The organism is Mesorhizobium sp. XAP4 (assembly GCF_029269325.1).
Lineage (GTDB): Bacteria > Pseudomonadota > Alphaproteobacteria > Rhizobiales > Rhizobiaceae > Mesorhizobium > Mesorhizobium ciceri.
On the sequence record NZ_JARIXW010000014.1, the window covers coordinates 1 to 23,915 of the forward strand.

Below are 23,915 nucleotides of genomic sequence, written 5' to 3' on the forward strand. Positions count from 1 at the left end.
GCGACCACCTGTCGGCCAGCCTCGACATCGGCCAGAACCTCAACTTCAAGGATGATGGCCCGAGCATCTCGACCACCGGCGCCGAGCCGACGCTGACCGTCGACGAGTCGGTTCTTACCACCAACGATACGCAGAGCTTTGCCGCCAACTTCAGTTCGGGCTTCGGCGCCGACGGGGCCGGCACGCTGACCTACGCACTGGGCGTCGTGGCAGGCCCTTCGGGTCTGATCGACACGGCGACCGGCCAGGCAGTCGTCCTCTCGCTCAATGGCAGCGTCGTTGAAGGTCACACCATCGGCTCCAACGAACTCGTATTCACCGTCTCCGTCAGCGCCGCCGGCGCCGTCACCCTCGACCAGCTCCGGGCGGTGGTCCATGCCGACGCCAGCAACCCCGACGACAGCACCAGCCTGGCCGCCGACAATCTGGTCACGCTCACCGCGACCGTCACCGACAAGGATGGCGACCACCTGTCGGCCAGCCTCGACATCGGCCAGAACCTCAACTTCAAGGATGATGGCCCGAGCATCTCGACCACCGGCGCCGAGCCGACGCTGACCGTCGACGAGTCCAACTTGGGTGCCAACAGTGCGGATTTCGCGACCGTTTTCACCCCAAACGCCGGCGCGGATAGTGACGCTATCAGCTATGCGCTCGGCATCAATCAGGTTACGAACGTTAGCGGCCTCACTGACACCTTGACCGGCCTGTCCGTCCTGCTTTTCGTCGAAGGCGGCGAGGTGGTCGGTCGTGCCGGTTCAGCCGCTGGCGATATTGTGTTCACGGTGAGCGTGGCTGTTGACGGGACCGTGACGCTCGATCAGGCACGTGCCGTCATACACTCGCCCGACACCGGACCGGATCAGCAAACATCGCTGGCAGCCGATGATCTCGTAACCTTGACGGCGATCATCACCGACGGTGACGGCGACCAGGCCTCGGACAGTGTCAACATCGGTACAAGCCTCGTCTTCAAGGATGATGCGCCGACGATCACAGTGCCGTTCGACGGTGACCAGAACGCCGGCAACGGTATCGGGACCCCCGAGACTCTGGCCAACACGCTCAACGCGTCGGCCACCGGAGCCTTCGGGTACGACATCGGCGCGGATGCTCATCCGGCCGCGTTCTATGCGAGTGGTTCTGACTTTGTCGACCAGAATGGCGCGCTTGCCGGCGTCCAGATCGGGCTCGCCGGCACGATCACCGGCGGCGGCGGTGGTAACATTCTCACCTCGGAGGTGACGCTGGCGTCGGAGAGCCTTACCTCCGCGACGTTCAACTTCACTTTCACCTACGACAAGGATCCGGCGGCTGGCACCCAGACCGGAACGGCGGGCGGCACCCTCGTCTTCGACAAGATTGCCGATACTTATACCATCCACCTGACCGACCCTCTCGAAGGCTTCAGCTTCGACGTTATCCACACCAGCCAACTCTTGTCCAAGGAGCCCCTCGGCAATACGGGCCACCCACAGATCGTGCTGGAAAAATTGCAGGCTGATGATCCGAATACGCCGGCTAACGAAAACTTCTACGTGCAGTTCACGGGCAACTTGATCAACAAAGCCAACCCATTCAGCTTGACAGCCAATGGCGAGGGGTCATCCGGCGACGCCACCTTCACCCTAGGTGGTCACGAGATGGTGAGCAACGCCAATGAAAGCTGGGTATCCGCGACGCAGAGCACCAACGGTGTCGCCGGTGACACGATCCAGAAAGGCGAACTGCTCACATTGCGGTTCTTCGACAGCAACGTCGGTATCAACAGTCAGAACGAGGCTACCCAGCCGACAGCGACCGCCGGCACCATGGCCATCAAGTTCGATGGCATCGGCAACAGCGAGGATCTGATGCTGATCCTCAACCTGATCGACGACAAGGGCACGGCGTCGACGCTCGACGATGTCTCGATTACGAGGGCGATGTACGTGCAGAATGCCGACATCTTCAAGATGGGTCACGTCCCGGCCCCGTACAGCGGCGAGTTCACGCTCGACAACAATGACGGCCTCGTGATCATCGAGCAGAACGACTACAACGCGGCCGGCGAGCACTTCGTGTTGCAGGGTGTCCAGATCATGCAGTCGGGCAACGGCATCACCGGCAACAACACGGCAATCAACCTGAACCCGACGACCGGCGCCGGTGGCGGCAGCGATGCGACCACCAACCTGGTGAATTTCGACCCCACCGACAACGACGTGCTGAAGATCACGGACATCGGCTTCACCTCGACCTCGACCCAGACGCCGGATGCCCACCTCGACTTCGCCTTCAAAGTGGCGGACGCGGACGCGGACCAGACAGCGATGCAGCACATACTTGTCGACGTCGCCTGACACTGGCCAACGGGGGGCAGCCAATGCTGCCCCCAACCTTCCCGCACGAGATGTCATCCCGCACACCAGAGAAATAACGATGAAAACCAAACAACAGCCCCCTGCCCTGCAGGTGGTGATGAAAGAGGCCAGACGTGCCATCCGGCCGCTTGTCTGGTTCAGCGGCGGCATCAACGTGTTGATGCTGACCGGAGCGCTCTACATGCTCCAAGTCTACCACCGCGTGTTGTCCAGCCACAGCCTGGAGACGCTGGTGATGCTGTCGCTGATGGCGGCAGGGGCGCTCGCGGCAATGGCGGGGCTTGAGGTGGTGCGCGGGCGCCTGCTGGCTACCGTCGGATCGTGGATGAACGCGCGATTGGCACCGGTTCTCCTGACCGCATCGGTGGAATATGCCGCCTCGGCGCCAGGCCAAGCCAACGCCCGTCCGCTGCGCGACCTGGATCAAGTGCGCAACTTCTTCACCAGCCCCAGCATCTTCCCGATCCTCGACGCGCCTTGGGCACCGTTGTTCTTCGTTGCCATATTCTTCATGCACCCATGGCTGGGCTGGTTGGCGCTTTGCGGCGGGATCGTGCTGTTTGCTTTGGCGCTGCTCAACGAATACCTCACACGCAAGCCGCTGACCGAGGCCGCAAGCGCACAGTCGCGGGCCTATGTGCAAGCCGAGGCGGCGATCCGCAACGCCGAGGTCGTCCAGGCGATGGGCATGTTGAAGCCATTGCTGGAAGGCTGGAAGGCCCAACAGGACGAGGCCAACAAGGGACAGGTTCTTGCCGCCAACCGTGGCGGCGTCATCGCGGCCATCGCGCGTTGCCACCGGCTGGCCCTGCAAATGGCCATACTCGGCCTCGGCGCCTATCTGGTTCTTCGCAACGAGGCCTCGCCAGGCATCATGATCTCCGCCTCGATCCTGATGGGTCGCGCCTTGTCGCCGGTCGAGCAAGCGATCGGCACATGGAAGGCGACGGTGGGAGCGCGTGCCGCTTACAAACGCCTCACCGCGGTCGCCGGACAGCACCGGGAAGCCACACCGGTCCTGCCACTGCCCCGTCCGAAAGGCAGGTTTGAGGCCGACAACCTTGTGCTTGCCCGACAGGGTGGCGAGCACATCCTGAAAGGCATCAGCTTCCGTCTCGAGCCGGGTGAAGCGATGGCCCTGATCGGTCCGAGCGGGGCCGGCAAGACGAGCCTGGCGCGCATACTTGCCGGTGCCTGGCGCCCGTCGGGGGGGCGTGCCTTGCTGGACGGAACGGATGTTGCCCAATGGGCGGCGGAAGACCGTGGCCGTTATGTCGGCTATTTGCCGCAGGACATCGAACTCTTCGCCGGCACCGTATCCGACAACATCGCCCGCTTTGCGACGGTCAATCCGGCGGTCTTCCAGCACGTGATCAAGGCAGCGCAGTTGGCCGGCGTCCACGAACTCATCAAGGGGCTGCCGAAGGCCTACGGCACCGAGATCGGCGAGGCGGGTGCGATACTGTCGGGCGGGCAGCGCCAACGCATCGGGCTGGCGCGGGCACTTTACGGCGACCCCACGCTGCTTATCCTCGACGAACCCAATTCCAACCTCGACAGGGAGGGCGAGGAGGCATTGATTGCCGCTCTCGGCGTGGCCAAGGCGACGAACACAACCGTTATCCTGATCGCGCACCGCGCCAACATCTTGGAGAAGGTAGACAAGATACTGGTCCTCAACAGGGGTCAGCAAGATCTCTTCGGGCCGCGCGACCATGTCTTCAACGAACTCGCCAGCCGCGTCAGCAAGGTGGCCCATCTGCCCAAGGCTACCCAGTTGCCTGCCCTCGAAGTGGTCAAGGAAACCAAAGAGGTCAAGGAAGCATGAGCCGCCCCCCGGAATTGAACGTCGTGCCGTTGCCCCTTCCGCCGCCCTCCCTGCTGCAACCGATGCCGCTGCGTCTCACAGGCGTGACCTGCACCGGGTTCGCGATCATGTTCCTGTTCTTCGGCGTCGCGGGAGGTTGGGCGGCCCTGGCACCGTTGGACAGCGCCGCTGTGGCGCCGGGCGTTATCAAGGTCGCCGGCGACCGCAAGCTGATCCAGCACCTCGAGGGCGGCATCATCGCGGAGTTGAACGCAGCCAACGGTGATGTCGTCAAGGCCGGCAAGATCCTCGTCCGGCTCGACGACACGCAGGCAAAGGCGCAGCTCGACCTGATCCAGAACCGGATAGCAACGCGTGAGGCGCTGGCCGCGCGTCTCAGGGCCGAGCGTGACGGCAGGGCCGAGATCGAGTTCGATCCGGCGTTGCTCGCCAACCCCGCCACCGCCGCAAGGGACGCGGTGGCCGCACAGCGTGACGTGTTCGCTGCGAAGCACCACAATCTGGCGGACGAGCGGGAAATCCTCAGCCAGCGCCGCCACCAGACCGAGGAGGAGATAAAGGGACTGGAAGAGCTTATCGTCACCAAGGACAAACAGATCGAGGCAATCGAGGGTGAGACCAAAGACCTCGAGAGTCTCCTCAAGAAGGGGCTGACTACCCGCGAGCGGAACCTGTTGCTCAGACGACAGCAGCAGGAGATCGAGGGCGAGCGCGCCACCAACATCGCCGCAATCGCCCGCGCCAGAAGCGCCATGGCCGAGATCGACATGCAGATCCTGAACCTCGACACCGTGCGGCTCAACGAGTCCGTCGATGAGTTGAGCAAGGTCGAGGCGGAACTGTTCGACCTGAGACAGGAGGAGCGTGCCGCCAGGGACGTGCTTACCCGTACCGATGTCGTCGCACCGGTTGACGGCATCGTCATGGATCTGAAGGTCCACACCGCGGGCGGTGTCGTGAAACCCGGCGATACATTGATGACGATCGTACCGCTCGGACAACAACTCGTGGTCGAAGCCATGGTCAAACCGGAGGATGTCGAGACGATCGCACCCGGACAGCCCGCGCGCGTCAGCTTCCCGGCCTTCGCCCGCTACAACCTGCCGCCGCTCGAGGGTGTCGTGGAGATCGTGTCGGCCGACCGCATGGTTGAGGAGCGCAGCGGCGCACCGTATTTCGCCGCGACGGTTGTGATCGACAAAAGCGAACTCGGCAAGCTGGAGGGCCGCAAGCTGCTGCCCGGCATGTCGAGCGAGACGATGATCCGGACGGGGGCTCGCACCGTTCTCTCTTATCTCGCCGAGCCGATCACGCAGAACTTCCGCCGGGCCATGCGGGAAAAATAGCCGTACGCCGCCCAGCGAAATTCAAGACAGCAGCATTCGCCCGGCCGTGATCGCCAGGAAGAATGCAAAGGCAAGTTTCAGGTAGCGCGGGTTGAGCGCGTGGGCGAGCCTTGCGCCCAAGGGTGCGAAGAGGAAGCTCACGGGCGCTATGATGGCAACCGCCGGCAGGCTGACGTAACCCAGGCTGAGCGGAGGCCTGCCTGCGATTGCGAGACCCGACCAGATGAAGCCAGCCACTGCCGGAAGCGCAATAAGCAGGCCAAGCGCCGACGATGTGCCTACGGCCCGGTGCACAGGAAAGGAAAAACTGGAAAGCGTCGGCACCGAGAGCGTCCCGCCACCGATTCCCATGAGCGAAGAGACAAAGCCGATGACAGAGGCGATCGCGCGGTTGATCCAGCCGCTTTGCGGCAGGTGATCGGAGATCACGAGGTGCTTCGGCAACGCCATGTTGAGGGCCACCAGCAGGCCGACGATGCCGAAAACCAGCCGCAAGCCGGCGCCCGGGATGAACTTCGACGTGATGCCACCGATCAGGGCACTCACGAAAACGGCCGGTCCCCACAGAGTGAGCAGAGGCCGATCGACATTGCCGCGCCTGTTGTGCGACCGCATTGACGAGATCGAGGTGGGGATGATGACCGCAAGCGACGTCGCGACAGCCAGATGGCTGATCACAGCAGGCGAAAAGTGGAACAGGCTAAGCACCCAGAACAGCACCGGGACGATGACGATGCCGCCGCCGACCCCCAGCAGACCGGCGAGCACGCCGGAGGCCATTCCGGTCATGGCCAGACCGGCGACCAGCATTGCAATCGTCAGCCCGTCGAAAACCGACGTGTCGAATCCGAAGTCCACTGTGATTTTTCCTTGATTGGCCGACTGCGGCCTTGCGGATACATTTTTGGCCGCGCCTGTCCGCCCGTCGCGACCTGGGTGCAGATCGCCCGAAAGCGTACAGGGGTTTGGGGTGCGGAATGCTTTAGTGGCGCACCATCCCGGCGTCGACATTGAGCGTCTGGCCGGTGATCCAGCGCGCATCGTCGGAGGCCAGGAACGAGACCACATCGGCGATATGTTCCGGCTGCCCCTTGCCTTTCATCGCCTGAAGCATCTCGACGAAGCCGAACGCCTCATTGTGCGGGCTCGCCTTGACGCCGTCGCTCTCGATCAGGCCGGGCGTCACCGCATTGGCGGTGATGTTGTATTTGCCGAGTTCGGTGGCGAGCGCCCTGGTGAAGCCGATGACGCCACCCTTGGCCGCGACATAGGCCGCCATGTTCGGCGTGCCGGCAAAGAAGGTGTTGGATGCGATGCTGATCACCCGCCCAGCTTTGCCTGCCGCACGCATCTGGTCCGTGCCGGCGCGGCTGACGATGAAGGTGCCTGTCAAATTGACGTCGATGATCTTGCGCCAATGGTCGAGGTCGACATCGTCCCAGGCGACGAACGGCACGATGCTGGCATTGTTGACCAGGATGTCGATGCCCCCGGTCAGGATCTGGATTTCGGCGAAGAGTGCCTTGACGGAGGCCGGATCGGAAATGTCGGCGGCAATCGCCCTCGCCCTTCCGCCTATTGCCGCGGCCGCCGCCTTGGCGCCTTCGGCATTGATGTCGCTGACGATGACGGTTGCCCCGTCGGCGGCGAGCCGCGCGGCGATCGCCTTGCCGATACCCTGCGCAGCGCCCGTAACCAGGGCCGTCTTCCCCGCAAGCCGTTCAGTCATGAAAATGCTCCCTCAATCCGTGGTGATATCTGTTCAGGCGTCGGCGTCGATCACGGCCAGCGCCGCGTCGATACCCCTGCCGATCGCCAGTTTCTGGCCGGCCGCGTTCATGGCGCCGCCAAGTGCCGTCAGCGCCGCGATCGCATAGATCGGCTGGGCGGTCGGACCCATATGGCCGATGCGCGTCAGCTTGCCCAAGGTCTCGCCGCGGCCAGACGAAAACACCACCCCGTAACGGGCGCGGGCAGCCTGGCGAAGCGCCTTCTCGTCGACACCTTCGGGCGTGCGGACAGCGGTCGTGGTCGGCGACGCGATGCTGTCGCTGGCCGCCCAGATCGACAGGCCCATCGCAGCAATGCCCGCGCGCATGGCCTTGGCGGTGAGCGCGTGGCGCGCCCATACCGCCTCCGGCCCCTCATTGAGATAGAGGTCGAGCGCGACATCGAGCCCGTTGATCTCCGAGACCGACGGCGTGAACGGAAACGGCTTATCCCGCGACCACGCATGCTCCCAATCGACGATGCTCAGCATCGACGCGCGGGGGGCTGCCTCGTTGCTCTTCATCTTGGCCCAGGCCCGCTCGCTGACGCCCATCATCGTCAGGCCGGGAGGCGCCCCCAGGCATTTGTTCGGGCCGGTGACATAGATATCGGCCTTGCAATCCTGCGGATGCGTCTTCATGCCGCCAAAGGACGAGACGGCATCGACGATGAGATAGCCGCCATGCGCTGAAACCAGCGCACCGATGGCGTCGATCGGATTGATGGTGCCGGACGGCGTGTCATGGTGGCAGACGGACACGATGGTGATTTCCGGATGCTTCTTCAGCATGTCGGCAACCGCCTGCGGATCGATCGCCTCGTTGTAGGGCACCTCGATCTCGAGCAGATGTGGCGAATAGCGCTTCGCCCAATAGCCGAACCCCTTGCCGTAAACGCCGGAGGCAAGGTTGAGCACGACATCGTCCGGCGTGATCAGCGAGGCCGCGGCGGCCTCCAGGCCAAGCACCGGCTCGCCATGCAGGATGACCGGCTTGTTCGACAGCCGCATGGCCTTTTGCGCCTTGTCGACCACACCCTCATAGAAAAGCTGGAACGCCGGGTCGTAGTCGTAGAGCACCGTGCGGCCGAGACCGCGCAGCACTTCGGCATAGGCGTTCACCGGTCCCGCGGTCAGGGTGATGACCGGATCGGCGTGTTCGAGATAGCGCATCGTCTTGTCTCCGGATTGGCGGCGGTCAGCCGTAGAATTGCGTACCGGTCTTGTAGGTCTTGAAGTTGTCCATGTCGTGCGAGTACATCAGCTCGGCGCCATGGTCTTCGGCGAGTTTCTTCACCTTGCGCATCGAATTGACGCCCGCCACCGGATCGATGTGGAAGGCCGCCTGGCACAGCGTCTCGAGGCTCTTCTGCGTATAGGCCGCATCGATCGTGAACATGATCGGCTTGCGCTTGGGGAACTCGACCAGCAGGCTGTAATGGCCGATCGAATGGCCGGGCGTCGAGATCAGCCGGACGCCCCTGGCAAGCTCGACGTCGCCATCGATGCCTTCAAAGGTCGAATTCGCCCGTGTCGTTCCCGCAAGCAATTGCCCGGTCGCGCCACGCGCTTCGGCAGCCTCCGCCGAAAAACTCAGATCGGAATAGCCGAGATGCTCGAAAGGTTCGGGATTGCAGGCCTGCGGCACCTCGGTCCGGTGGCAGATCTTCTTGGCGTGCGGAAAATACTTGTTGCCGCCGCAATGATCGAAGTGGAAATGCGAATTGACGACGACGTCGATGTCCTTCGGTTCGAGGCCGAGCAGCGCCAGGGCGCCTGGGATGGTCTGGTGCTTTTCCTGGATCGGCTTTTCGAACGGCAGCACCTTCATCACGTGATCGTAGTCGTAGCCGGTGTCGATGAGGAACCGGCCCTCGGCATGTTCGATCAGGATCGAATAGACGGGGAAGCGCACTTCGCCGCCAGGGCCGCGGTTCCAGAACACATGATAGCCGTCGAGAACGAGCGAGCCGCCGTCGAGCAGGTAGACCTTGGTATCCGACATTCTTGCCTCCTTTATTGGCGCGGGTCCCGTCCGCGCATGAATTGTCCTCAGCGCGCGCCGCGCTCATATGGAATGCCGAGCGCCGCCGGCAGGCTGGCGCGCCGGCCGAACAGCACCAGCATGATCATCACCGCCAGGAACGGCAGCATCTGGATGATGTCGGTCGGTATGTTGATGCCGGCCACTTGCATGGCCGTCGTCAGCGAAAGGCAGACACCGAACAGCAACGCGCCGAACAGCACCCAGATCGGGCGACCGCGCGCCAGCATGGCCAGCACGATGCCGAGAAAGCCCGCGCCATTGGTGATGAACGGAATGAACAGGCCGGCCCCGACATTGGCGAGATAGGCGCCGCCGAGCCCGGCCAACGCCCCGGTCGTCAGCACGGCGATGGTGCGGGTCCGCACGACATCGATGCCGGCGACATCGAGCGCGGCCGGCTTGTCGCCTGCCGCCTGCAAATTGAGGCCCAGCTGCGTGCGCCGGTAGATGTAGGCCATGCCGAAAACCAGTGCGACCGCCAGATAGACGATCAGATGATGCTTGAAGAATGCAGGCCCGATGACCGGAAGGTCCGAAAGCAGCGGAATGACAGTCGCATCCGCCGCGGGCAGGCGCGGGTAGCTGCGCGAGAACTGGAAATGGTGGAGCAGCGCCGTCAGGCCTTCCAGCCCCAAGGTCAGCGCGATGCCGATGACGATCTGGTTGAGCCCGATGCGCACGCAAAGCAGCGCCATGACAAGCGCCACCGCAGCACCCCCGGCGGCGCCGGTGAGAAAGCCCAGCCACAGCGACCCGGAATAGAAAGCGCCGACAAAGCCGAGATAGGCGCCGGCCAGCATCATGCCTTCGATGCCGATATTGAGCACGCCAGCCTTCTCGGAGATCTGCTCGCCGAGCCCGGCAAGCAGCAGCGGGATCGCTGCGGTGACGGCGCCGAACAGCAGCGCGCTGAGAAAGACCTCGCTGAAGAGCCCGGTCATGCCCTAGGCCCTCCGCGACTGGTTGTATCGGTGATCGAAATATTCGGCGAGCGCGAGCACGATCAGCACGATGGAAACCAGCACCAGCGTGAAATGATTGGGCACGCCGAGCCGGCGCGCCGCGCTCTCGCCGCCGATCGAAAGCACCGAAAGCAGGAACACGAAGCCGATGGCTGCAAAGCCGTTCATGCGGGCGAGAAACACGGCGGGTATTACGGCAAGCCCGTAGGCGGGATTCCAGTCGGCGCGGACATTGCCCTGGACGCCAATGATGTCGACGGCGCCGGCAAGCCCGGCCAGCCCGGCCGAAATGGCGAAGACGGCGACGGTCAGGCCGGGAACGCCGAGCCCCGAGTGAACCGCCGCTCGTGGATTGGCGCCGACGATCCTCAGCTTCAGCCCGAACGCCGTGCGCGTCATCACCAGATGCACGATGACGATCGCCGCCAGCCCAAGCAGCAGGCCACTGGTGATGGTCGTTTCGAACAGGCGCGGCAGCCGGTCCTCCACCGGCAGCGTGCGCGTCTGCGGCACGGTCGTGCTTGGGTCGCGAAACGCCAGCTTGACCAGCACATTGGCGAGCGAGGTGCCGAGGAACGTCATCATCAGGGTGGTGATGATCTCGTTGACGCCCTGATAGGCACGCAGCAGCGCCGGCACCAGCGACCAGATCATCGCCACCACCATGGCGATGAGAAACGAGCAGACCAGCGCCAGCCAGGCTGGCATGATCTGCACGAACACGGGAGCGCTGGCAGCCGCCGTCACCGCGCCAAGCAGGAACTGGCCGTCGCCGCCCAGATTCCACATGCCGGCGCGAAAGGCGACGATCAGGCCGGCGGCGAGAAACAGCAGCGGCGCCATGCGCGTCAGTGTCTGCTGGATGCCGAGCGGCGAGAACAGTCCCTTCTCCAGCACGAAGCCATAATAGGCCAGCGGGTCGACGCCGACGGCAAGCAGGATACAGCCGGCTATGACCAGCGCGATAAGGATCGGGCCGAGCGTCATCAGCAGCCGATGCAGGATGTCGGGGCGCGTCGCTGCCCCGCTCGTGGCATCGAGTGCGGTGGCGCTGACCGTGGGTGCGGTGTCGATGCTCATGCGGCAAGTCCGATCATCAGGCGACCGACCTTTGTGCGGGCGTCGTCTACGTTCTCGACGGTGCCGACCAAAGCGCCGTCGGCGATGACGGCGATGCGGTCGCACATGCCAAGCAATTCCTCGAGGTCGGTGGAGATCAGCAGCACGGCAAGGCCACGCGCCGCCGTATCGCGAATGCGCTGGCGCGACGCCAATGTGTTGGCGAGATCGAGCCCATAGGTCGGCTTGTTGAAGATCACCACCTTGGCGCCTTCAGCCAGTTCCCTTGCCAGAAGCACCTTCTGGATGTTGCCGCCGGACAGCCGCGCGACGGGCGTCTTCAGGCTCGGCGTGCGCACGTCGTATTCGCGCACGAGCTGCGCGGCGCGCTTGTCGATCTCCGCGCGCTGCTCGACGCCGTTGCGCCAGAACGGGGCCGCGCCGACCTGCTTGAGGAAGAAATTGATCGAGACCGGGAAGGTGCCGACAGTGCCCTCGCCCAGTCGGTCGTCGGTCAGGTAGCGAAGGCCGCGCCGGCGGCGCTCGCCGACGCTCAGCGTCTCGATGGCGGCGCCGTCCAGCCGCACCGAGCCGCTTGTGGCTGTACGCTGGCCGGCCAGCGCTTCCGCCAGCTGCTTCTGGCCGTTGCCGTCGATGCCGGCTATGCCGAGGATCTCGCCCGGGCGGATGTCGAAGGAGATCGACGACAGGCCCGGCGCATTGTCCGTCGCCGCTACCGCCAGGTCCGTCACCTGAAGCAGCGGGTCAGCGCCGGCGCGGGCAGTGCGGACAGGACGCTCGACGGCTTCCGGGTCATCCTTCTGCTTGCCGAACATCAATTCCACGATCTCCGAGACGATCTCCTGTTCGTCCAGCGTGCGAAACCGCTCGGGTGGAATCTCGCCGACCTTGCGGCCAAGCTTCAGCACCGAGATGCGGTCGCCGAAGGCAGCCGCCTCCTTGAGCTTGTGGGTGATGAAGACGATCGCAAGGCCCTGCTCGACAAGGCGGCGCATCAGCGCGCCCAGTTCGTCGATACCTTTCGGCGTCAGCATGGAGGTGGACTCGTCAAGGATGAGCAGCCGGCTGTTGCGCAGCATCGCGCGCAGGATCTCGACCTGCTGCTGCTCGCCGAGCGACAACTCTGATACCTTGGCTTGAAGCTTGACGGTGATGCCGAGCGTGCCGGTGATCTCGGCGACGCGCGCCGCCAGTTCCTCGGTCCTGGGGCGCTGCCACCACGGCCCGCCAAGCAGGAGGTTCTCCGCCACCGTTAGCGTCGGCACCAGCATCATGTGCTGGAATACGGTGCCTATGCCGAGTGCCAGCGCATGGCGTGGCGAGGTGATCGGCGTCGGTTTGCCGTCGACCAGTATGCGTCCTTCGTCAGGCTGCTGCAGGCCGGACAACATGCCGATCAATGTCGATTTTCCAGCGCCGTTCTCGCCCAGCAGCACATGCACTTCGCCCGGGCGGATCGACAGGTCGACGCTGTCATTGGCAACGATGCCGGGGAACCGTTTGGTCACGCCTTCAAGCGCGACGATGTCGCGCCCGGCAACGGACGATGAAGAAAAACCGCTCATGAAGCCCAGCACCAAAAAACAGGAATCGTCCGGAGGGGTGAACGGATCACCCCTCCGGCAGCCGACCATGATCGCCTTACTGGGCGACGCTGGTCATCAGTGCCCTTACGGCGGCCGCGTCATAGACCGGCTCGACCTTGATCTTGCCGGAAATGACGTCCTCGCGCAGCGCCTGGATTTCCGTCCAGACATTGTCCGGGATCGCAGCGGTCTTCAGCAACTTGACCGAGTCGTCCTTGAGGCCGATCGTATAGTGTTTGGTGCCGAACGTGTCCGCCTTCAGGTCGGCAATCATCGCCGCATAGACCGGCTCGATATTCCACACCACCGACGACAGCAGGAAGCCCTTGTCGATCGGTGACTTGTCGCCGATGACGTCGATGAAATAGACCTTGCCGCCATCGGCTGCCTTGGTTGTCTCGACCGCCTGCAGCATGCCGAAGCTCGAACCGTTGCCTTGGCCGAAGATGATGTCGGCGCCCGACGCGATCACGCTTTCGGTGACGCGCTTGCCGCCGGCCGCATCGCTGTAGGCGGCCGGGCCGATCACCGCGTAGGTGATCTTGACGTCCGGGTTCTCCGCCTTCACGCCTTGCGCGAACGCCGCCGACTGCGAATTCCACGATGGCGGTTCGCCCGACACCACGATGCCGACCGACTTGGAACGCGACACCTTGGCGGCGAGACGGCCGGCGAGATAGGCGCCCTCGTGGCCGCTCAGCGTATAGTCGGCGACAAGGCCCTTCTCCAGGCCGGCTGGCGTGTCGACGATTGCCACCGGAACTTTCAATTCCTTGGCGATTTCAGGCGCCGAGGTGTTGTAGCCGCTGGCATGCGCGATCAGCAGGCTGGCGCCGTCGGAGGCAAGTTCCCGCAAGGTCGGACGAACATCGCCATAGCCGAGGCCCTGGGCCACGACCACTTCGACGCCGGCGGCCTTGCCAGCCGCCTTGGCGGCATCGATGCCTTGCTGGTTCCAGCCGTAGTCCGTGCCTTCTTCGGGCGTGAGGATGGCGATCGACTTGACCTCGCCGGCAAGCGCGCCGCTCAACAAGACACTGGTCAATATAACTGCACTTACACTGCTCTTAAGAAGCTTTAACATGTTACCCTCTCTGTTGTTTCACCAATCAATATTCTTATTGTTATTGCGCGAAAGCGAGATAGACTGCCTAGGAAAAATTACATTGTGGAGCTCAGGCAAAGTGAAGATCCGTTATGCCCTTCCGGTGATGCTGGCGTTATCGTCCTTCGCCAACGCGGTTGAGTTGCACCATGTCGCCGTCCGCACCGGCACTGACGGGCTCGACATGGTTCCGTTGACGATTTCGAATGCGGGCAGCGAAGGCCTCTCCTGCAACGCCGACTTCGCCCACTGGTATTCGGCCGGGATCGCAACGATCGAGCCGGGCAAGAAGACCCGCGTCGAGCTCTGGTTCGATGCGAAGACCGGCACGTTCACGATCCTCAACGACAAGCGCGAGAACCTGCCCGTCGAGCGGCTGTGGTGCGGTCTGGCGAGCCGAGCATATGCCACCCGCGTGCAGATCACGCTCGACCGCACCGATGCGGCGAAAGGCGAGCGTGATGTGTCCTGCGCCATGGCGCAGGACAGCCTGGCCTGCCGGTAGGCGCTCATTCCCGCGTCCGTTCGAACATCGCGAGCCTCTTATTCCTTTGCCAGGAACGCGTCGGTGAAGACGTCGTCCGCCGACAGAGCCGCCTTGAGCACGCCCTGGTCCGTCAGCGTCTTTAGGGTCTCCTCCCACTGCGTCTTCGTCATCCAGCCGAGACCGTGTTCCTTGGTGTCCGGGCTGGTGAACGTCGAGGCGATGTCGGCATTGATCTGCGCCAGCAGTACGTCCTTCTTGTCCGCATAGCCGGGCGCTGCCTTGGCGGTGATCTCGGCGGCCTCTTCCGGATGAGCCACGACATAGTCGAAGGCCTCCCTATATGCCTTGACGAAGCGGCGCACGACGTCCGGCTTGTCCTTGATCATCGCCTGCGAGGTGAACAGGCCGGAGCCATAGGCTTTCCACCCATAGTCCGCCCCCATCATGATGCTGAGCGAGCCCGGGCCCCCGGCCTTCGCTTCCAGTTCGGGAACCTCCGCATCGATATAGCCGACGACCGTCTGAACCCGGCCAAGCAGCAAATAGCTTTCATAGGGAGGCGAGACGCTGTTCAGCGTCATGTCCTTTTCGGTCAGGCCGTTGGCGGCCAGGAAGCCTTTGAAGAAGATGTAGGTGGAACCGGCCGGATGAATGCCGATGGTCAGTCCCTTGAGGTCGGACGGCTTGGTGAGCTTCAGCGTCTTGGCCAGCGAAATGATCCCCAGCGGCGAGTGCTGATTGACGGCTGCCAGCGCCACGACCGGGACATTCTGCGACCGTGCGACGGCAAGCGTGGGAAGATCGCCGAACCCGAAATCCGCGTTCTCATTGCCCACCAGCCGCATCGCGTCCGGCGAGCCGGATCCCTTGCGGATCTCGGCCACATCGATGTCGTTCTTGGCGAAGAAGCCCTTTTCCTTGCCGACGAAGAACATGGCGTGATTGCCGCGCACGACCCAGTCGAGCTGGACGTTGACCTTGTCCGCCGCCAGAGCCGCGTTGGAAAAACCGAGTGCTGCAACAAACGCCGCGAAGGTAGCGGCCTTGATAAGTGAGCGTCTCAGCATTTTTTGTTCCCTTTTATGAATTGGTTGATCGAGCGGGCCTAGGATTGGCTGAATTTCGGCGCCCACGGCACCACGATGCGTTCTAGGATTTCGGCGGCGTAGTAGAAGGCGATGCCAAGCACGGAAACGAGCAGCAGCGCTGCGAAGACCAGCGCCGTGTCGAGCTGGGTCGACGCGAACTGGATGACGTAGCCGAGACCGTCCGACGCCCCGGCGAACTCACCAACGATGGCGCCGATCACGCTCAACGTGGCGGCGATCTTGGTTCCGGCCATCAGGTTCGGCAGCGAGTGCGGAACGCGGATCCTGAACAGGATCTGCGTCGGGCTGGCCCCGACGGAATTCATCAGCGACAGCAGCGAGCGGTCGACCGATTGCATGCCCGCCAGCATCGACAGCGTCACCGGGAAGAAGGCGATGACCAGGATCAGGCCGATTTTGGGCGCCAGCCCATAGCCGAACCAGAGGATGAAGATCGGCGCGAGGGCGACTTTCGGCACGTTCTGGAACAGCACCACCAGTGGATACAGCGCACGTCCCAACCAATCGAAGCGCACGATGACCAGCGCAATGGCAATGCCGACCACGACCGAGACCAGGAAGCCGAACAGGATCTCGCCCGCCGTCACCAGCGTCGCCTGCATCAGCGTGCCCCATTGCGCCACCAGCGACTTCGCGATCTCGGACGGGGCGGGAATGATGAAGGCGGATATGGCAAAGATCCGCACCGCGGCTTCCCACAGCACGATCGTCACCAGCAGGAGGATGACAGCCGGCAGCCAGCTGCCGGTCGCCGCACTCCAGCTGGAGGTGAGGCGCGGCTCGGAAAGGTCGATTATGGGTTGGTCGCTCAAGACGCGCCTCCCGGTTGATGGCTGGAGCGCAGCATCGTTCGCAACTGGACCACCAGCCTGACGAACTCCGGATCTTCGGTGACCGACAGGTCGCGCGGGTAAGGCAGCGCAATGTCGAGGCTCTCGGTGATCCGTCCCGGCTTGATCCCCAGCACGTGAACATGGCGCGACAGATGGATGGCCTCGTCGATGGAATGGGTGACGAGCACGATCGTCTTGCCGGTCCGCTGCCAGATCTCCAGCAGCGACTGGCCCATCGAATCGCGGGTGATGGCATCGAGCGCGCCGAACGGTTCGTCCATCAGCAGGACCGCCGGATCGAGCGCCAGGGCCCGTGCAATGGCAACCCGCTGCCGCATGCCGCCCGACAGCTCATTTGGCCGCTTGTGGGCGCTGTCGCCCAGCCCCACCAGTTCCAGCATCTCCTGCCCGCGCGCCCGCAGATCCGAGCGCGAGAGCGACTTGTCGGCGATGCCGAGCAGCATCGAGGCATTGTCGACGGCGTTTTTCCAGGGGAGCAGGTTGGCGTCCTGGAAGACGAGGCCGATCATCCGCTTGCGCGCCGCCTCGACCGGCGCGAGCCCGGCGATCGAAACGCTGCCCTGGGTAGGCTGCACCAGCCCGGCCAGCACCTTGAGCAAGGTGCTCTTGCCACATCCGGAAGGACCGATAAGGGAAACGAATGATCCCTTTGGCACCGAAAGATCGATGTTCCTGAGGATCAGCTGACGGGCCATGACCACCGAAACGCCCTTGGCGGAGATTAGATCGTCATGGCGGATATGGGCCGGCCTGTCGCCGGCGGCTCGGATGGTTTCAATGCGCATGGCTTGTCGCCCCGCGCGCTGTTTTCTGCCGCACCCGCACCATCTTGATGGCGAAGGCGCCCTTCACACAAACAGCCGACCGGTGGAACTCCTCAAACCGGCTGGCCCTGTGCGCACCATGTGACATTGGCTACTCCCGGCCTTCCAGGATGCGCCGCACCGCGACGAGCTTGCGCGCCCGTTCACCTTGCAGCGCCTTTGTCTGCTCGGGCGTGTAGGCAAACATGCCCTCGCCCGACTTGATGCCGAATTTCGACGCAGCCGCCTTCTCCAGCACCATCGGCGCGACATCGTCGCGGTTGGAGAGATCGGCGTTCAGGAAGGACGAGACGGATTTGTAGATATCCAGCCCCGCCATATCGAGCAGCGCCATCGGGCCGATGACGGCGATCTTGTAGCCGATGCCCCACGACACGCAGGTGTCCAGGTCTTCCGGCTCGATGACGCCGCGCTCGACAAGATCGACCGCCTCGCGCAGCAGCGCATAGAGCACGCGGTTCTCGACGAAGCCTGGAACGTCCTTCTTCACCACCACCGGCAGCAGGCCGATCGAGCGGATGAGATCGCGGATAGCAGCCACGGTTTCAGGCGCGGTCTTCTCGCCGCCGATCACCTCGATCATCGGGATGATGTGCGGCGGGTTCGACCAGTGCATGCCGACCATCCGCTCGGGATGCGAGATATGCGCCTGCAGCTTGGTGATCGGAATGCCCGACGTGTCGGACGCGACGATGACGGACGGGCCGATCAGCGGATCGATGTCACGATAGGTCTGCGCCTTGATGTCGATATTCTCGGGCACGTTCTCGATCACCAGTTCGGCGCCATCGACGGCCTCGGCGATCGTCTCGACGAAACGCACTTTGCCGGCACCAGTCCCGGGCGCCTCGATGTCGAGACGGTCGAGCACGCCGCCGGCAAGATCGAGCATGCCGCGGGCGCGCTCGATTGCCCCTGGCGAAACGTCATACGCCGTCACATCGAGCCCGCCGCGCGAAAGCCGCGCGGCGATGCCTGGACCCATCGTTCCCAGTCCGATGAGAGCGGCGCGCTTGATCATCATGCGGCCTTTGCGGGAGCAGCAGTGGTTGCCGCCTTGAAAGCCGGCCGAGCGGCGATCGCGGCCACCCAGCGCTCCAGATCGGGCATTGACGGCCGGTCGATCTTGAAGTCGACGCAGCGCTTCAGGATCGGCGCGCAGGCAATGTCGGCAAGGGTCAGCTTGCCGAGCGCCAGGAAGTCCTTGCCGGCCAGGTGGCCGTCGACGATCTTGAGCTGCGCGACAAGGTCCTTCACTTGTTCGTTGTATTCGGCGGTCTGTTCCTCGGGCGTGAGCTTGGCGCCCTTGAAGGCCGCCAGATAGCCCGGATTGACTGCCGCCAGCAGGAAGTCCATCCAGCGCTCGACCTCGGTCTTTTCCGCCGGCGTGGCGCCATTCAACTGTTCGCCGCCGAATGCCGCGAGATAGCGCAGGATGGTGTTGGACTCCCAGATCACGGTGTCGCCGTCGACCAGCGTCGGCACCTTGGAGGTCGGGTTGAGCGCCTTGTATTCCGCCGTCTGCGTGTTCTCGAACTGGCGGCCATAATCCTCGCGCTTGTAGGACGCTCCCAGCTCTTCGAGCATGAAGAGCACCTTCTGGACGTTGCCTGATGTCTGGCGGCCTAACAGCTTGTACATGTCGTCTCCTCGCTAGTGTCCAGGGCCTACTTGCTCGCCGGCAGCGGCTTGTAGACGATGGCGTCCATTTCGATCTTGGTGTTGATGACCGCTTTTGCCTCGACGGTCGTGCGCGCCAGAACGGCGTCGCCGATCCCTTCGAGGAAGGCCTTGTTGTAGCGGCCGAAATCGCGCGTATCCTCAAGATAGGTGGTGATCCGCACGACATCCGACAGCGTCGCGCCTTCATGCGCGATGACGCGCGCGATGGTCTTCAGCGTCGCCAGCGTCTCTTCTTCGATCGTGCCGCTGATCATGTTGTTGTTCTCGTCTTTCGGCACCTGGCCCGAGACGAAGATGAAATCGCCGGCACGCACCGCCGGATGAAACGGCAGGTTCGGGTTCTTGTTGCCGATGGCGTAGTGGCTGGCGGATTTTCGCGTGCTGTCGCTCAACATATCCCCCTAGAGAACGCTGGTTTCGATGATGTCGACGCCGCGGATGCGATCGATCAGGTAGACGATGCCGCGGTCGTCGATGGTCACGTCGTTGGACGAGGAACGCTCCGCGCCCTCCGGCGCGTCGGGCATGAAATGACCGACTTCCTTTGGCGCGAACGGATCGGCGATGTCGACGAGGCGCAGCCCCTGCGCGAACCACGCAAACGGAATGACGGTGCCATTGAACCGCTCGGAAGGCTGATGGCAGCCGGTCATCTGCGGCTGCGGTGAACCGTCCGTGTCGAGGCCCGGCACCTGGAAGGTCGAGATCGGCAACGGGTTGGTCTCATCAGTGATATCGTAAATCCAGGTGAAGGCCGGCGGCGATGGCCGAAGCTTGGCGACATCCTCGTCCGCCACCACCATGATGTTGCGGCCTTTGAGCGGCTGTGGAATCGGCAGGCAGGTGTGCGTGGGATGCGGAAAGCTCGGGCTCGAATTGACGTGCGAGACCAGCTTCGGCTTGGTGATGTCCGAAATGTCGAGGATGAACAGGCCATGATGCCAGTAGCTGACATAGAGCCTGTCGCCCATTCGCAGCGGATGGTGACAGCGCGGCGTGACATAGTCGTGCCAAGGATACTCTTCGCCGCCCCCGGTCCACTGGCCCGGTATCCACCAGCGTCCGACCTCGACCGGCTTCGCGGGATCGATCAGGTCGAGGATCATCACGATATTGCCGACATAACCGTCGGCGGTCGGCGATATGTAGGCGTAACGGCCGTCGAAATCGTAGCGGTGGACGCCCTTGCCGCCGGTTATCCATTTCGAGATGAGCTTCGGCTGTGCCGGCTTGGTGGTGTCGTAGAGCGCCAGTCCGCCGCCGAAATCAGCCGGGCCGGCGTCGCCAAAGCGCTCGTGGTTGATGATCATCAGTCCGTCCTTGGCGCGCACCTTGTGCGAGTGCCAACCGGGCGGGACATCGATCGTCGTAATTTTGCGCGGATTGCGCGGGTCGGAAATGTCGACCAGCGTCGTGCCGCTCGGCGGCCGCATGTGGCCGATATAAAGGATGTTGCCGTCGACCCAGACCTGACCGCCGCCTGGGCAGTCGACATGGCCGATCTGCTTTGTGTTGAACGCCGAAACCAAATGCATACGCCCTTGCTGCTGAAATTCCATTTCGATGTCCACGCCGCCAATGGCGGCGCGGACATTGCCTGCCGGAGGACCGGAACTAGACGAGACGGAGCAGATCGCCGGCCTGATTGCGGCCCCAGCGCTTGTAGAGGAGCAGCGCCTTCTGCGTCGGCGCATCGGTGGCGCCGAAGAAGATCACCGGCTCGCTCGACGAGCCGTTGACATGCTCGACCCAGGAACCGCCGGGTATGGCGATGGTGTCGAACTGGTTCCAGTCATAGCGTTTGCCGTCGATGATCGAATGGCCGTTGCCGCGGAACGGCGCCAAGAGCAGGCTGGCGGTCTCGCGCTGCGGCAAGGTCTTCTCGCCGGGGCGCAGCATCTGCACGTAGAAATTGATGGTGTGGAAGACGGGTCCGCCGGTCGTCGGATCGACATAGTCGATGACGATGCCTTCATGGGGGTCGCCATCCCAATCCTTGTGGGCGTCGAGAACCGCTTCCATCTTCTCCCAGCGATAGACATACATCGGCGACGACAGGCCGCCGCCGCGCTTGTGGTCGACGAAACGCGGCATCAGGCCACCTTCGCCATAGATGCGCTGTGAGTAGTCGCTGGGATAGCGGGCGGTCTGCACCTTCTTCTCGACTTCCTTGCCGTCGACCATCTCGGTGTATTTGTGATCGAAATGGACGGCATGCAGCGTTTCGACCAGCGGCAGGTCGAGCACCGACAGGTTGACCGCCTGCTCGCCGCCAACGGTGCCATGATTGTGCCAGGCGTCGTTGGGCGTCAGCACCATGTCGCCCGGGCCGAAGACCACGTCTTCGCCCTCGACGCCGGTGAAATTGCCCTTGCCCGTCAGGCCGAAGCGGATGGCGCTCGGCGAGTGCTTGTGCGGCGGCATGATCTCGTCGGGATCATTCAGGCGGTAGGCGGTGTACATGGTGCTGACCGATGCACGCTTGGGTGCAAGACCGGGATTGACGAGGATCAGCGAACGGCGCTCGCTGTCGTCCATGGTCACCAGTTCGGCGGCGCGCTGCAGCAGCGGCTCGATGTCCGAATAGGACCACACGAAGGGAACGGCTTTCGACGTCGCCATCAACTGCTTGATCTCGTCATGGTCGACGCCTTCCGACGTCGCCCAGAACGGAAACATGTTCTTTGCGTAGAGGGCGTCGTAGAGGCCCTTGAGTGCCGCCTTCTTGTTGGTGAGCACATCGTTAGCTGGTTGCGCCAGGGACATATCGGACACCTCTCGTCACGAAGAAAATACTTCTAACCAACTCAACCGTATTCGCATTGGTTTTGCTCGACAATACCCAAATTGCGAATTTTATAAGTTTTTGGTTGAGGTGCATTCTTGAGAGGCAAATGCCCAGAAATAGGCAGAAACAGCCTAGAAACTCACGAAATTCAGCTCACAATCGGGGCGTGAAGCCGCTTCGTCACGGCCATGCTGGCGCGCATGACAGTCCAACCAACGCAGTTTTTCAGTCTCAACCAAAAGACTTTGGTTGTATTCCGGCCACTTTATCAGGCAGCCACGCTCTGTTGAGCGCGGCTGCGGATCAGATCCGCGGCCTTTTCGGCGATCATGATGACTGCCGCATTGATGTTGCCGCAAACGAGGTCTGGCATGACCGAGGCGTCCACGACACGAAGCCCGGCAATGCCGCGCACCCGCAATTCCGGATCGACCACCGATGCCGCATCGACGCCCATGCGGCACGTGCCGGCCGGATGATGCACGGTGATCGAGGTCTTGCGGATATGCTCGTCGATCTCGTCGTCGCTCTCGCATTTCGGGCCGGGGAAGAACTCCGCGCCGACGAACGGGGTCATGGACGGCTGGCTGGCAAGGTTGCGTGCAACACGAAAGCCGGCGCGAAGCGACTGCCAGTCGCGCTGCGAGGACAGGAAATTCTGATGGATCAGGGGCGCGGCAACCGGATCGCTCGACGCCAGCTTGACGCTGCCGCGGCTCTCCGGCTGCACCGCAACGATACGGGTCGCAAAGCCGTCGGCGAACGGCGCCTTGAACGGCGACATGTAAGGCCATGCCCCAAGCGGCGCGGCGGTGAAAAGCAGCTGTACGTCCGGCAACGGCCGGCTTGTGTCGCTTTTCAGGAATGCCACGACGCCGCCAGGCACATCTCCCGAAAAGCCCTTTCCGGTGAGATAAGTCCTGACGAAATCCAGCCCGATACGATCGGCCCGCATCATCTTGAGAAACGGTCCAGGCTGTTTGCGCCGATACATCACGATAACCGAAACGTGGTCCTGCAGATTCTTGCCGACTTGCGCACGATCGACCTTCGTCTCGATGCCATGCGCCGCCAGCTCGCCGCTGTCGCCTATGCCTGACAGCATCATCAGCTGCGGCGTGTTGATGACGCCGCCGGCAAGCAGAACTTCGCGCCGCGCCAGAACTTCATGGCTCGCCCCGCCTCTGGTGTAGGCAATGCCGGCTGCGCGGCCATCCCTGAGCAGGATCTTCGTCGCCATCGCGCCGGTCAGCACCTTGACATTGCCGCGCCGCATGGCGGGCCGCAGATAGGCGGTTGCGGTCGAGCAACGGCGGCCGTTGGCAATTGTCATCTGCAGCCGGCCGAAACCTTCCTGTATGGCGCCGTTATAGTCATCGGTCTGCGGGTATCCGGCATCACGGCTGGCTGTGGCGAAGGCATCGATCAGTTCGTCCTTGTAGCGGCAGAACTGGGTGTTCAGCGGGCCGCTGCCGCCACGGTACCGGCTTTCGCCCGCTTCCCAGCGCTCCTGCTTCTTGAAGTAGGGCAGCACCTTGTCGAACGACCAGTCCGTCAGGCCGCTTGCCGCCCAGCGATCGTAGTCGCCGCGATTGCCGCGCACATAAGCCATGGCGTTGGTGGAGGAAGAGCCGCCGATGACCTTGCCGCGCGCGCATTCGACCTTGCGGCCGCCGACATTGGCCTCGGGCTCGCAGAAATACATCCAGTCGTGGCGGCGCTCGGTCAGTATCTTGCCCCAGCCGAGCGGTATGTGGATCATCGGATCGCGGTCCCAATCCCCCGCCTCCAGCAGAAGCACCGACGCGGCAGGGTCTTCGCTCAGCCGGTTCGCCAGCACGCAGCCGGCCGATCCCGCACCGACAATGACGTAGTCAAAGGTTTCGCCAGCCGGCATGCGTGATCCTCGGGAGAAAGACGTCTGCCGCGATGGCAACCGTCGACATGGGCAGTCAACCATCGCGCAACTGGTGTTGTCAACCATTGCGTACAGTTGTAGATTGGTTGAATTGGTTGAGTGCCGTCGAACAGGTTTTCGTGTCACAATATGATGTCGGGACGTTGAGTCGGCGGTCTGCCGATCGG

General features: G+C 63.2%; 21 protein-coding genes. 4 read left to right on the forward strand and 17 right to left on the reverse strand.

All coding sequences use genetic code 11. The features are described 5' to 3' along the window. The 3 genes from P3C39_RS31840 to P3C39_RS31850 all read left to right on the forward strand — a co-directional run. The coding region (locus P3C39_RS31840; protein ID WP_275955462.1) for a DUF5801 repeats-in-toxin domain-containing protein at nucleotides 1–2,342 on the forward strand (2,342 nt) is incomplete at its 5' end. A 79-nt stretch (nucleotides 2,343–2,421) separates the two neighbouring features. Beyond that, nucleotides 2,422–4,191 (forward strand): type I secretion system permease/ATPase, encoded by a 1,770-nt coding sequence (locus tag P3C39_RS31845; protein WP_064995308.1) that lies wholly within the window; start codon nucleotides 2,422–2,424, stop codon nucleotides 4,189–4,191. After that, the gene (locus tag P3C39_RS31850; protein ID WP_082827485.1) at nucleotides 4,188–5,537 is read left to right on the forward strand and encodes an HlyD family type I secretion periplasmic adaptor subunit; all 1,350 of its coding nucleotides are present in this window, start codon (nucleotides 4,188–4,190) and stop codon (nucleotides 5,535–5,537) included. The genes P3C39_RS31845 and P3C39_RS31850 overlap by 4 nt, the downstream gene beginning before the upstream one ends. Nucleotides 5,538–5,558: 21 nt before the next feature. Here the strand turns inward: P3C39_RS31850 and P3C39_RS31855 are convergent, their stop codons facing one another. The 8 genes from P3C39_RS31855 to P3C39_RS31890 all read right to left on the reverse strand — a co-directional run bounded on the left by P3C39_RS31855 (nucleotide 5,559) and on the right by P3C39_RS31890 (nucleotide 14,025). Beyond that, nucleotides 5,559–6,548 (reverse strand): sulfite exporter TauE/SafE family protein, encoded by a 990-nt coding sequence (locus tag P3C39_RS31855; RefSeq protein ID WP_346016466.1) that lies wholly within the window; start codon nucleotides 6,546–6,548, stop codon nucleotides 5,559–5,561. Beyond that, complete coding sequence (locus tag P3C39_RS31860) at nucleotides 6,520–7,266, reverse strand: SDR family NAD(P)-dependent oxidoreductase (protein ID WP_275954995.1); 747 nt, start codon at nucleotides 7,264–7,266, stop codon at nucleotides 6,520–6,522. Before P3C39_RS31860 ends, P3C39_RS31855 begins: the two co-directional genes overlap by 29 nt. Before the next feature lie 33 nt (nucleotides 7,267–7,299). After that, entirely contained in the window at nucleotides 7,300–8,478 is a 1,179-nt protein-coding gene (locus P3C39_RS31865) for an alanine--glyoxylate aminotransferase family protein (protein WP_275954996.1), read from the reverse strand. Between the two features lie 25 nt (nucleotides 8,479–8,503). After that, nucleotides 8,504–9,310, reverse strand: a complete 807-nt coding sequence (locus tag P3C39_RS31870) for a 4-pyridoxolactonase (protein WP_013529871.1) — start codon at nucleotides 9,308–9,310, stop codon at nucleotides 8,504–8,506. Nucleotides 9,311–9,357: 47 nt separating this feature from the next. After that, entirely contained in the window at nucleotides 9,358–10,293 is a 936-nt protein-coding gene (locus tag P3C39_RS31875) for an ABC transporter permease (RefSeq protein WP_275954997.1), read from the reverse strand. 3 nt (nucleotides 10,294–10,296) lie between these two features. Beyond that, on the reverse strand, nucleotides 10,297–11,394 hold the full coding sequence (locus tag P3C39_RS31880) for an ABC transporter permease (protein WP_275954998.1): 1,098 nt from the start codon (nucleotides 11,392–11,394) through the stop codon (nucleotides 10,297–10,299). Continuing rightward, on the reverse strand, nucleotides 11,391–12,959 hold the full coding sequence (locus P3C39_RS31885; protein WP_275954999.1) for an ABC transporter ATP-binding protein: 1,569 nt from the start codon (nucleotides 12,957–12,959) through the stop codon (nucleotides 11,391–11,393). The genes P3C39_RS31880 and P3C39_RS31885 overlap by 4 nt, the downstream gene beginning before the upstream one ends. 76 nt (nucleotides 12,960–13,035) lie before the next feature. Further along, a complete protein-coding gene (locus tag P3C39_RS31890) occupies nucleotides 13,036–14,025 on the reverse strand; it encodes a BMP family protein (protein WP_244506860.1) in 990 nt (329 codons plus the stop codon). A gap of 139 nt (nucleotides 14,026–14,164) precedes the next feature. On the opposite strand from P3C39_RS31890, the gene P3C39_RS31895 reads away from it, so the two are divergent. Next, nucleotides 14,165–14,590, forward strand: coding sequence for a hypothetical protein (locus tag P3C39_RS31895; protein WP_063172982.1), 426 nt, complete (start codon nucleotides 14,165–14,167; stop codon nucleotides 14,588–14,590). Between the two features lie 38 nt (nucleotides 14,591–14,628). Here P3C39_RS31895 and P3C39_RS31900 read toward each other — a convergent pair whose 3' ends face one another. The 9 genes from P3C39_RS31900 to P3C39_RS31940 form a co-directional block, all read right to left on the reverse strand. Then, nucleotides 14,629–15,639, reverse strand: coding sequence for an ABC transporter substrate-binding protein (locus tag P3C39_RS31900; protein ID WP_024505123.1), 1,011 nt, complete (start codon nucleotides 15,637–15,639; stop codon nucleotides 14,629–14,631). Nucleotides 15,640–15,677: 38 nt separating this feature from the next. Further along, on the reverse strand, nucleotides 15,678–16,493 hold the full coding sequence (locus P3C39_RS31905) for an ABC transporter permease (RefSeq protein ID WP_275955000.1): 816 nt from the start codon (nucleotides 16,491–16,493) through the stop codon (nucleotides 15,678–15,680). Continuing rightward, entirely contained in the window at nucleotides 16,490–17,320 is an 831-nt protein-coding gene (locus tag P3C39_RS31910; RefSeq protein ID WP_013529863.1) for an ABC transporter ATP-binding protein, read from the reverse strand. The genes P3C39_RS31905 and P3C39_RS31910 overlap by 4 nt, the downstream gene beginning before the upstream one ends. A 130-nt stretch (nucleotides 17,321–17,450) precedes the next feature. Beyond that, on the reverse strand, nucleotides 17,451–18,380 hold the full coding sequence (gene fhmpcd1, locus P3C39_RS31915; protein ID WP_027163704.1) for a 5-formyl-3-hydroxy-2-methylpyridine 4-carboxylate 5-dehydrogenase: 930 nt from the start codon (nucleotides 18,378–18,380) through the stop codon (nucleotides 17,451–17,453). Beyond that, nucleotides 18,380–19,000: a glutathione S-transferase family protein gene (locus tag P3C39_RS31920; protein WP_275955001.1), complete on the reverse strand. Its 621-nt coding sequence runs from the start codon at nucleotides 18,998–19,000 to the stop codon at nucleotides 18,380–18,382. Before P3C39_RS31920 ends, fhmpcd1 begins: the two co-directional genes overlap by 1 nt. Nucleotides 19,001–19,026: 26 nt before the next feature. Beyond that, entirely contained in the window at nucleotides 19,027–19,434 is a 408-nt protein-coding gene (locus P3C39_RS31925) for a RidA family protein (RefSeq protein WP_024505125.1), read from the reverse strand. 9 nt (nucleotides 19,435–19,443) lie between these two features. Further along, complete coding sequence (locus tag P3C39_RS31930; protein WP_013529859.1) at nucleotides 19,444–20,601, reverse strand: hypothetical protein; 1,158 nt, start codon at nucleotides 20,599–20,601, stop codon at nucleotides 19,444–19,446. A gap of 55 nt (nucleotides 20,602–20,656) precedes the next feature. Then, nucleotides 20,657–21,808 (reverse strand): cupin domain-containing protein, encoded by a 1,152-nt coding sequence (locus P3C39_RS31935; protein WP_024505127.1) that lies wholly within the window; start codon nucleotides 21,806–21,808, stop codon nucleotides 20,657–20,659. A 290-nt stretch (nucleotides 21,809–22,098) separates the two neighbouring features. Then, nucleotides 22,099–23,727: a choline dehydrogenase gene (locus tag P3C39_RS31940; RefSeq protein ID WP_275955003.1), complete on the reverse strand. Its 1,629-nt coding sequence runs from the start codon at nucleotides 23,725–23,727 to the stop codon at nucleotides 22,099–22,101. Nucleotides 23,728–23,915: the final 188 nt, after the last annotated feature.

Bases quoted from the DNA above. Each gene is read 5' to 3' on its own strand.
- P3C39_RS31860 (WP_275954995.1), bottom strand. From the start codon at position 7,266: ATGACTGAACGGCTTGCGGGGAAGACGGCCCTGGTTACGGGCGCTGCG.
- P3C39_RS31870 (WP_013529871.1), bottom strand. From the start codon at position 9,310: ATGTCGGATACCAAGGTCTACCTGCTCGACGGCGGCTCGCTCGTTCTC.
- P3C39_RS31855 (WP_346016466.1), bottom strand. From the start codon at position 6,548: ATGTCGACGCCGGGATGGTGCGCCACTAAAGCATTCCGCACCCCAAAC.
- P3C39_RS31930 (WP_013529859.1), bottom strand. From the start codon at position 20,601: ATGGAATTTCAGCAGCAAGGGCGTATGCATTTGGTTTCGGCGTTCAAC.
- P3C39_RS31850 (WP_082827485.1), top strand. From the start codon at position 4,188: ATGAGCCGCCCCCCGGAATTGAACGTCGTGCCGTTGCCCCTTCCGCCG.
- P3C39_RS31885 (WP_275954999.1), bottom strand. From the start codon at position 12,959: ATGAGCGGTTTTTCTTCATCGTCCGTTGCCGGGCGCGACATCGTCGCG.
- P3C39_RS31920 (WP_275955001.1), bottom strand. From the start codon at position 19,000: ATGTACAAGCTGTTAGGCCGCCAGACATCAGGCAACGTCCAGAAGGTG.
- P3C39_RS31880 (WP_275954998.1), bottom strand. From the start codon at position 11,394: ATGAGCATCGACACCGCACCCACGGTCAGCGCCACCGCACTCGATGCC.
- P3C39_RS31900 (WP_024505123.1), bottom strand. From the start codon at position 15,639: ATGCTGAGACGCTCACTTATCAAGGCCGCTACCTTCGCGGCGTTTGTT.
- fhmpcd1 (WP_027163704.1), bottom strand. From the start codon at position 18,380: ATGATCAAGCGCGCCGCTCTCATCGGACTGGGAACGATGGGTCCAGGC.
- P3C39_RS31940 (WP_275955003.1), bottom strand. From the start codon at position 23,727: ATGCCGGCTGGCGAAACCTTTGACTACGTCATTGTCGGTGCGGGATCG.
- P3C39_RS31910 (WP_013529863.1), bottom strand. From the start codon at position 17,320: ATGCGCATTGAAACCATCCGAGCCGCCGGCGACAGGCCGGCCCATATC.
- P3C39_RS31865 (WP_275954996.1), bottom strand. From the start codon at position 8,478: ATGCGCTATCTCGAACACGCCGATCCGGTCATCACCCTGACCGCGGGA.
- P3C39_RS31845 (WP_064995308.1), top strand. From the start codon at position 2,422: ATGAAAACCAAACAACAGCCCCCTGCCCTGCAGGTGGTGATGAAAGAG.
- P3C39_RS31875 (WP_275954997.1), bottom strand. From the start codon at position 10,293: ATGACCGGGCTCTTCAGCGAGGTCTTTCTCAGCGCGCTGCTGTTCGGC.
- P3C39_RS31935 (WP_024505127.1), bottom strand. From the start codon at position 21,808: ATGTCCCTGGCGCAACCAGCTAACGATGTGCTCACCAACAAGAAGGCG.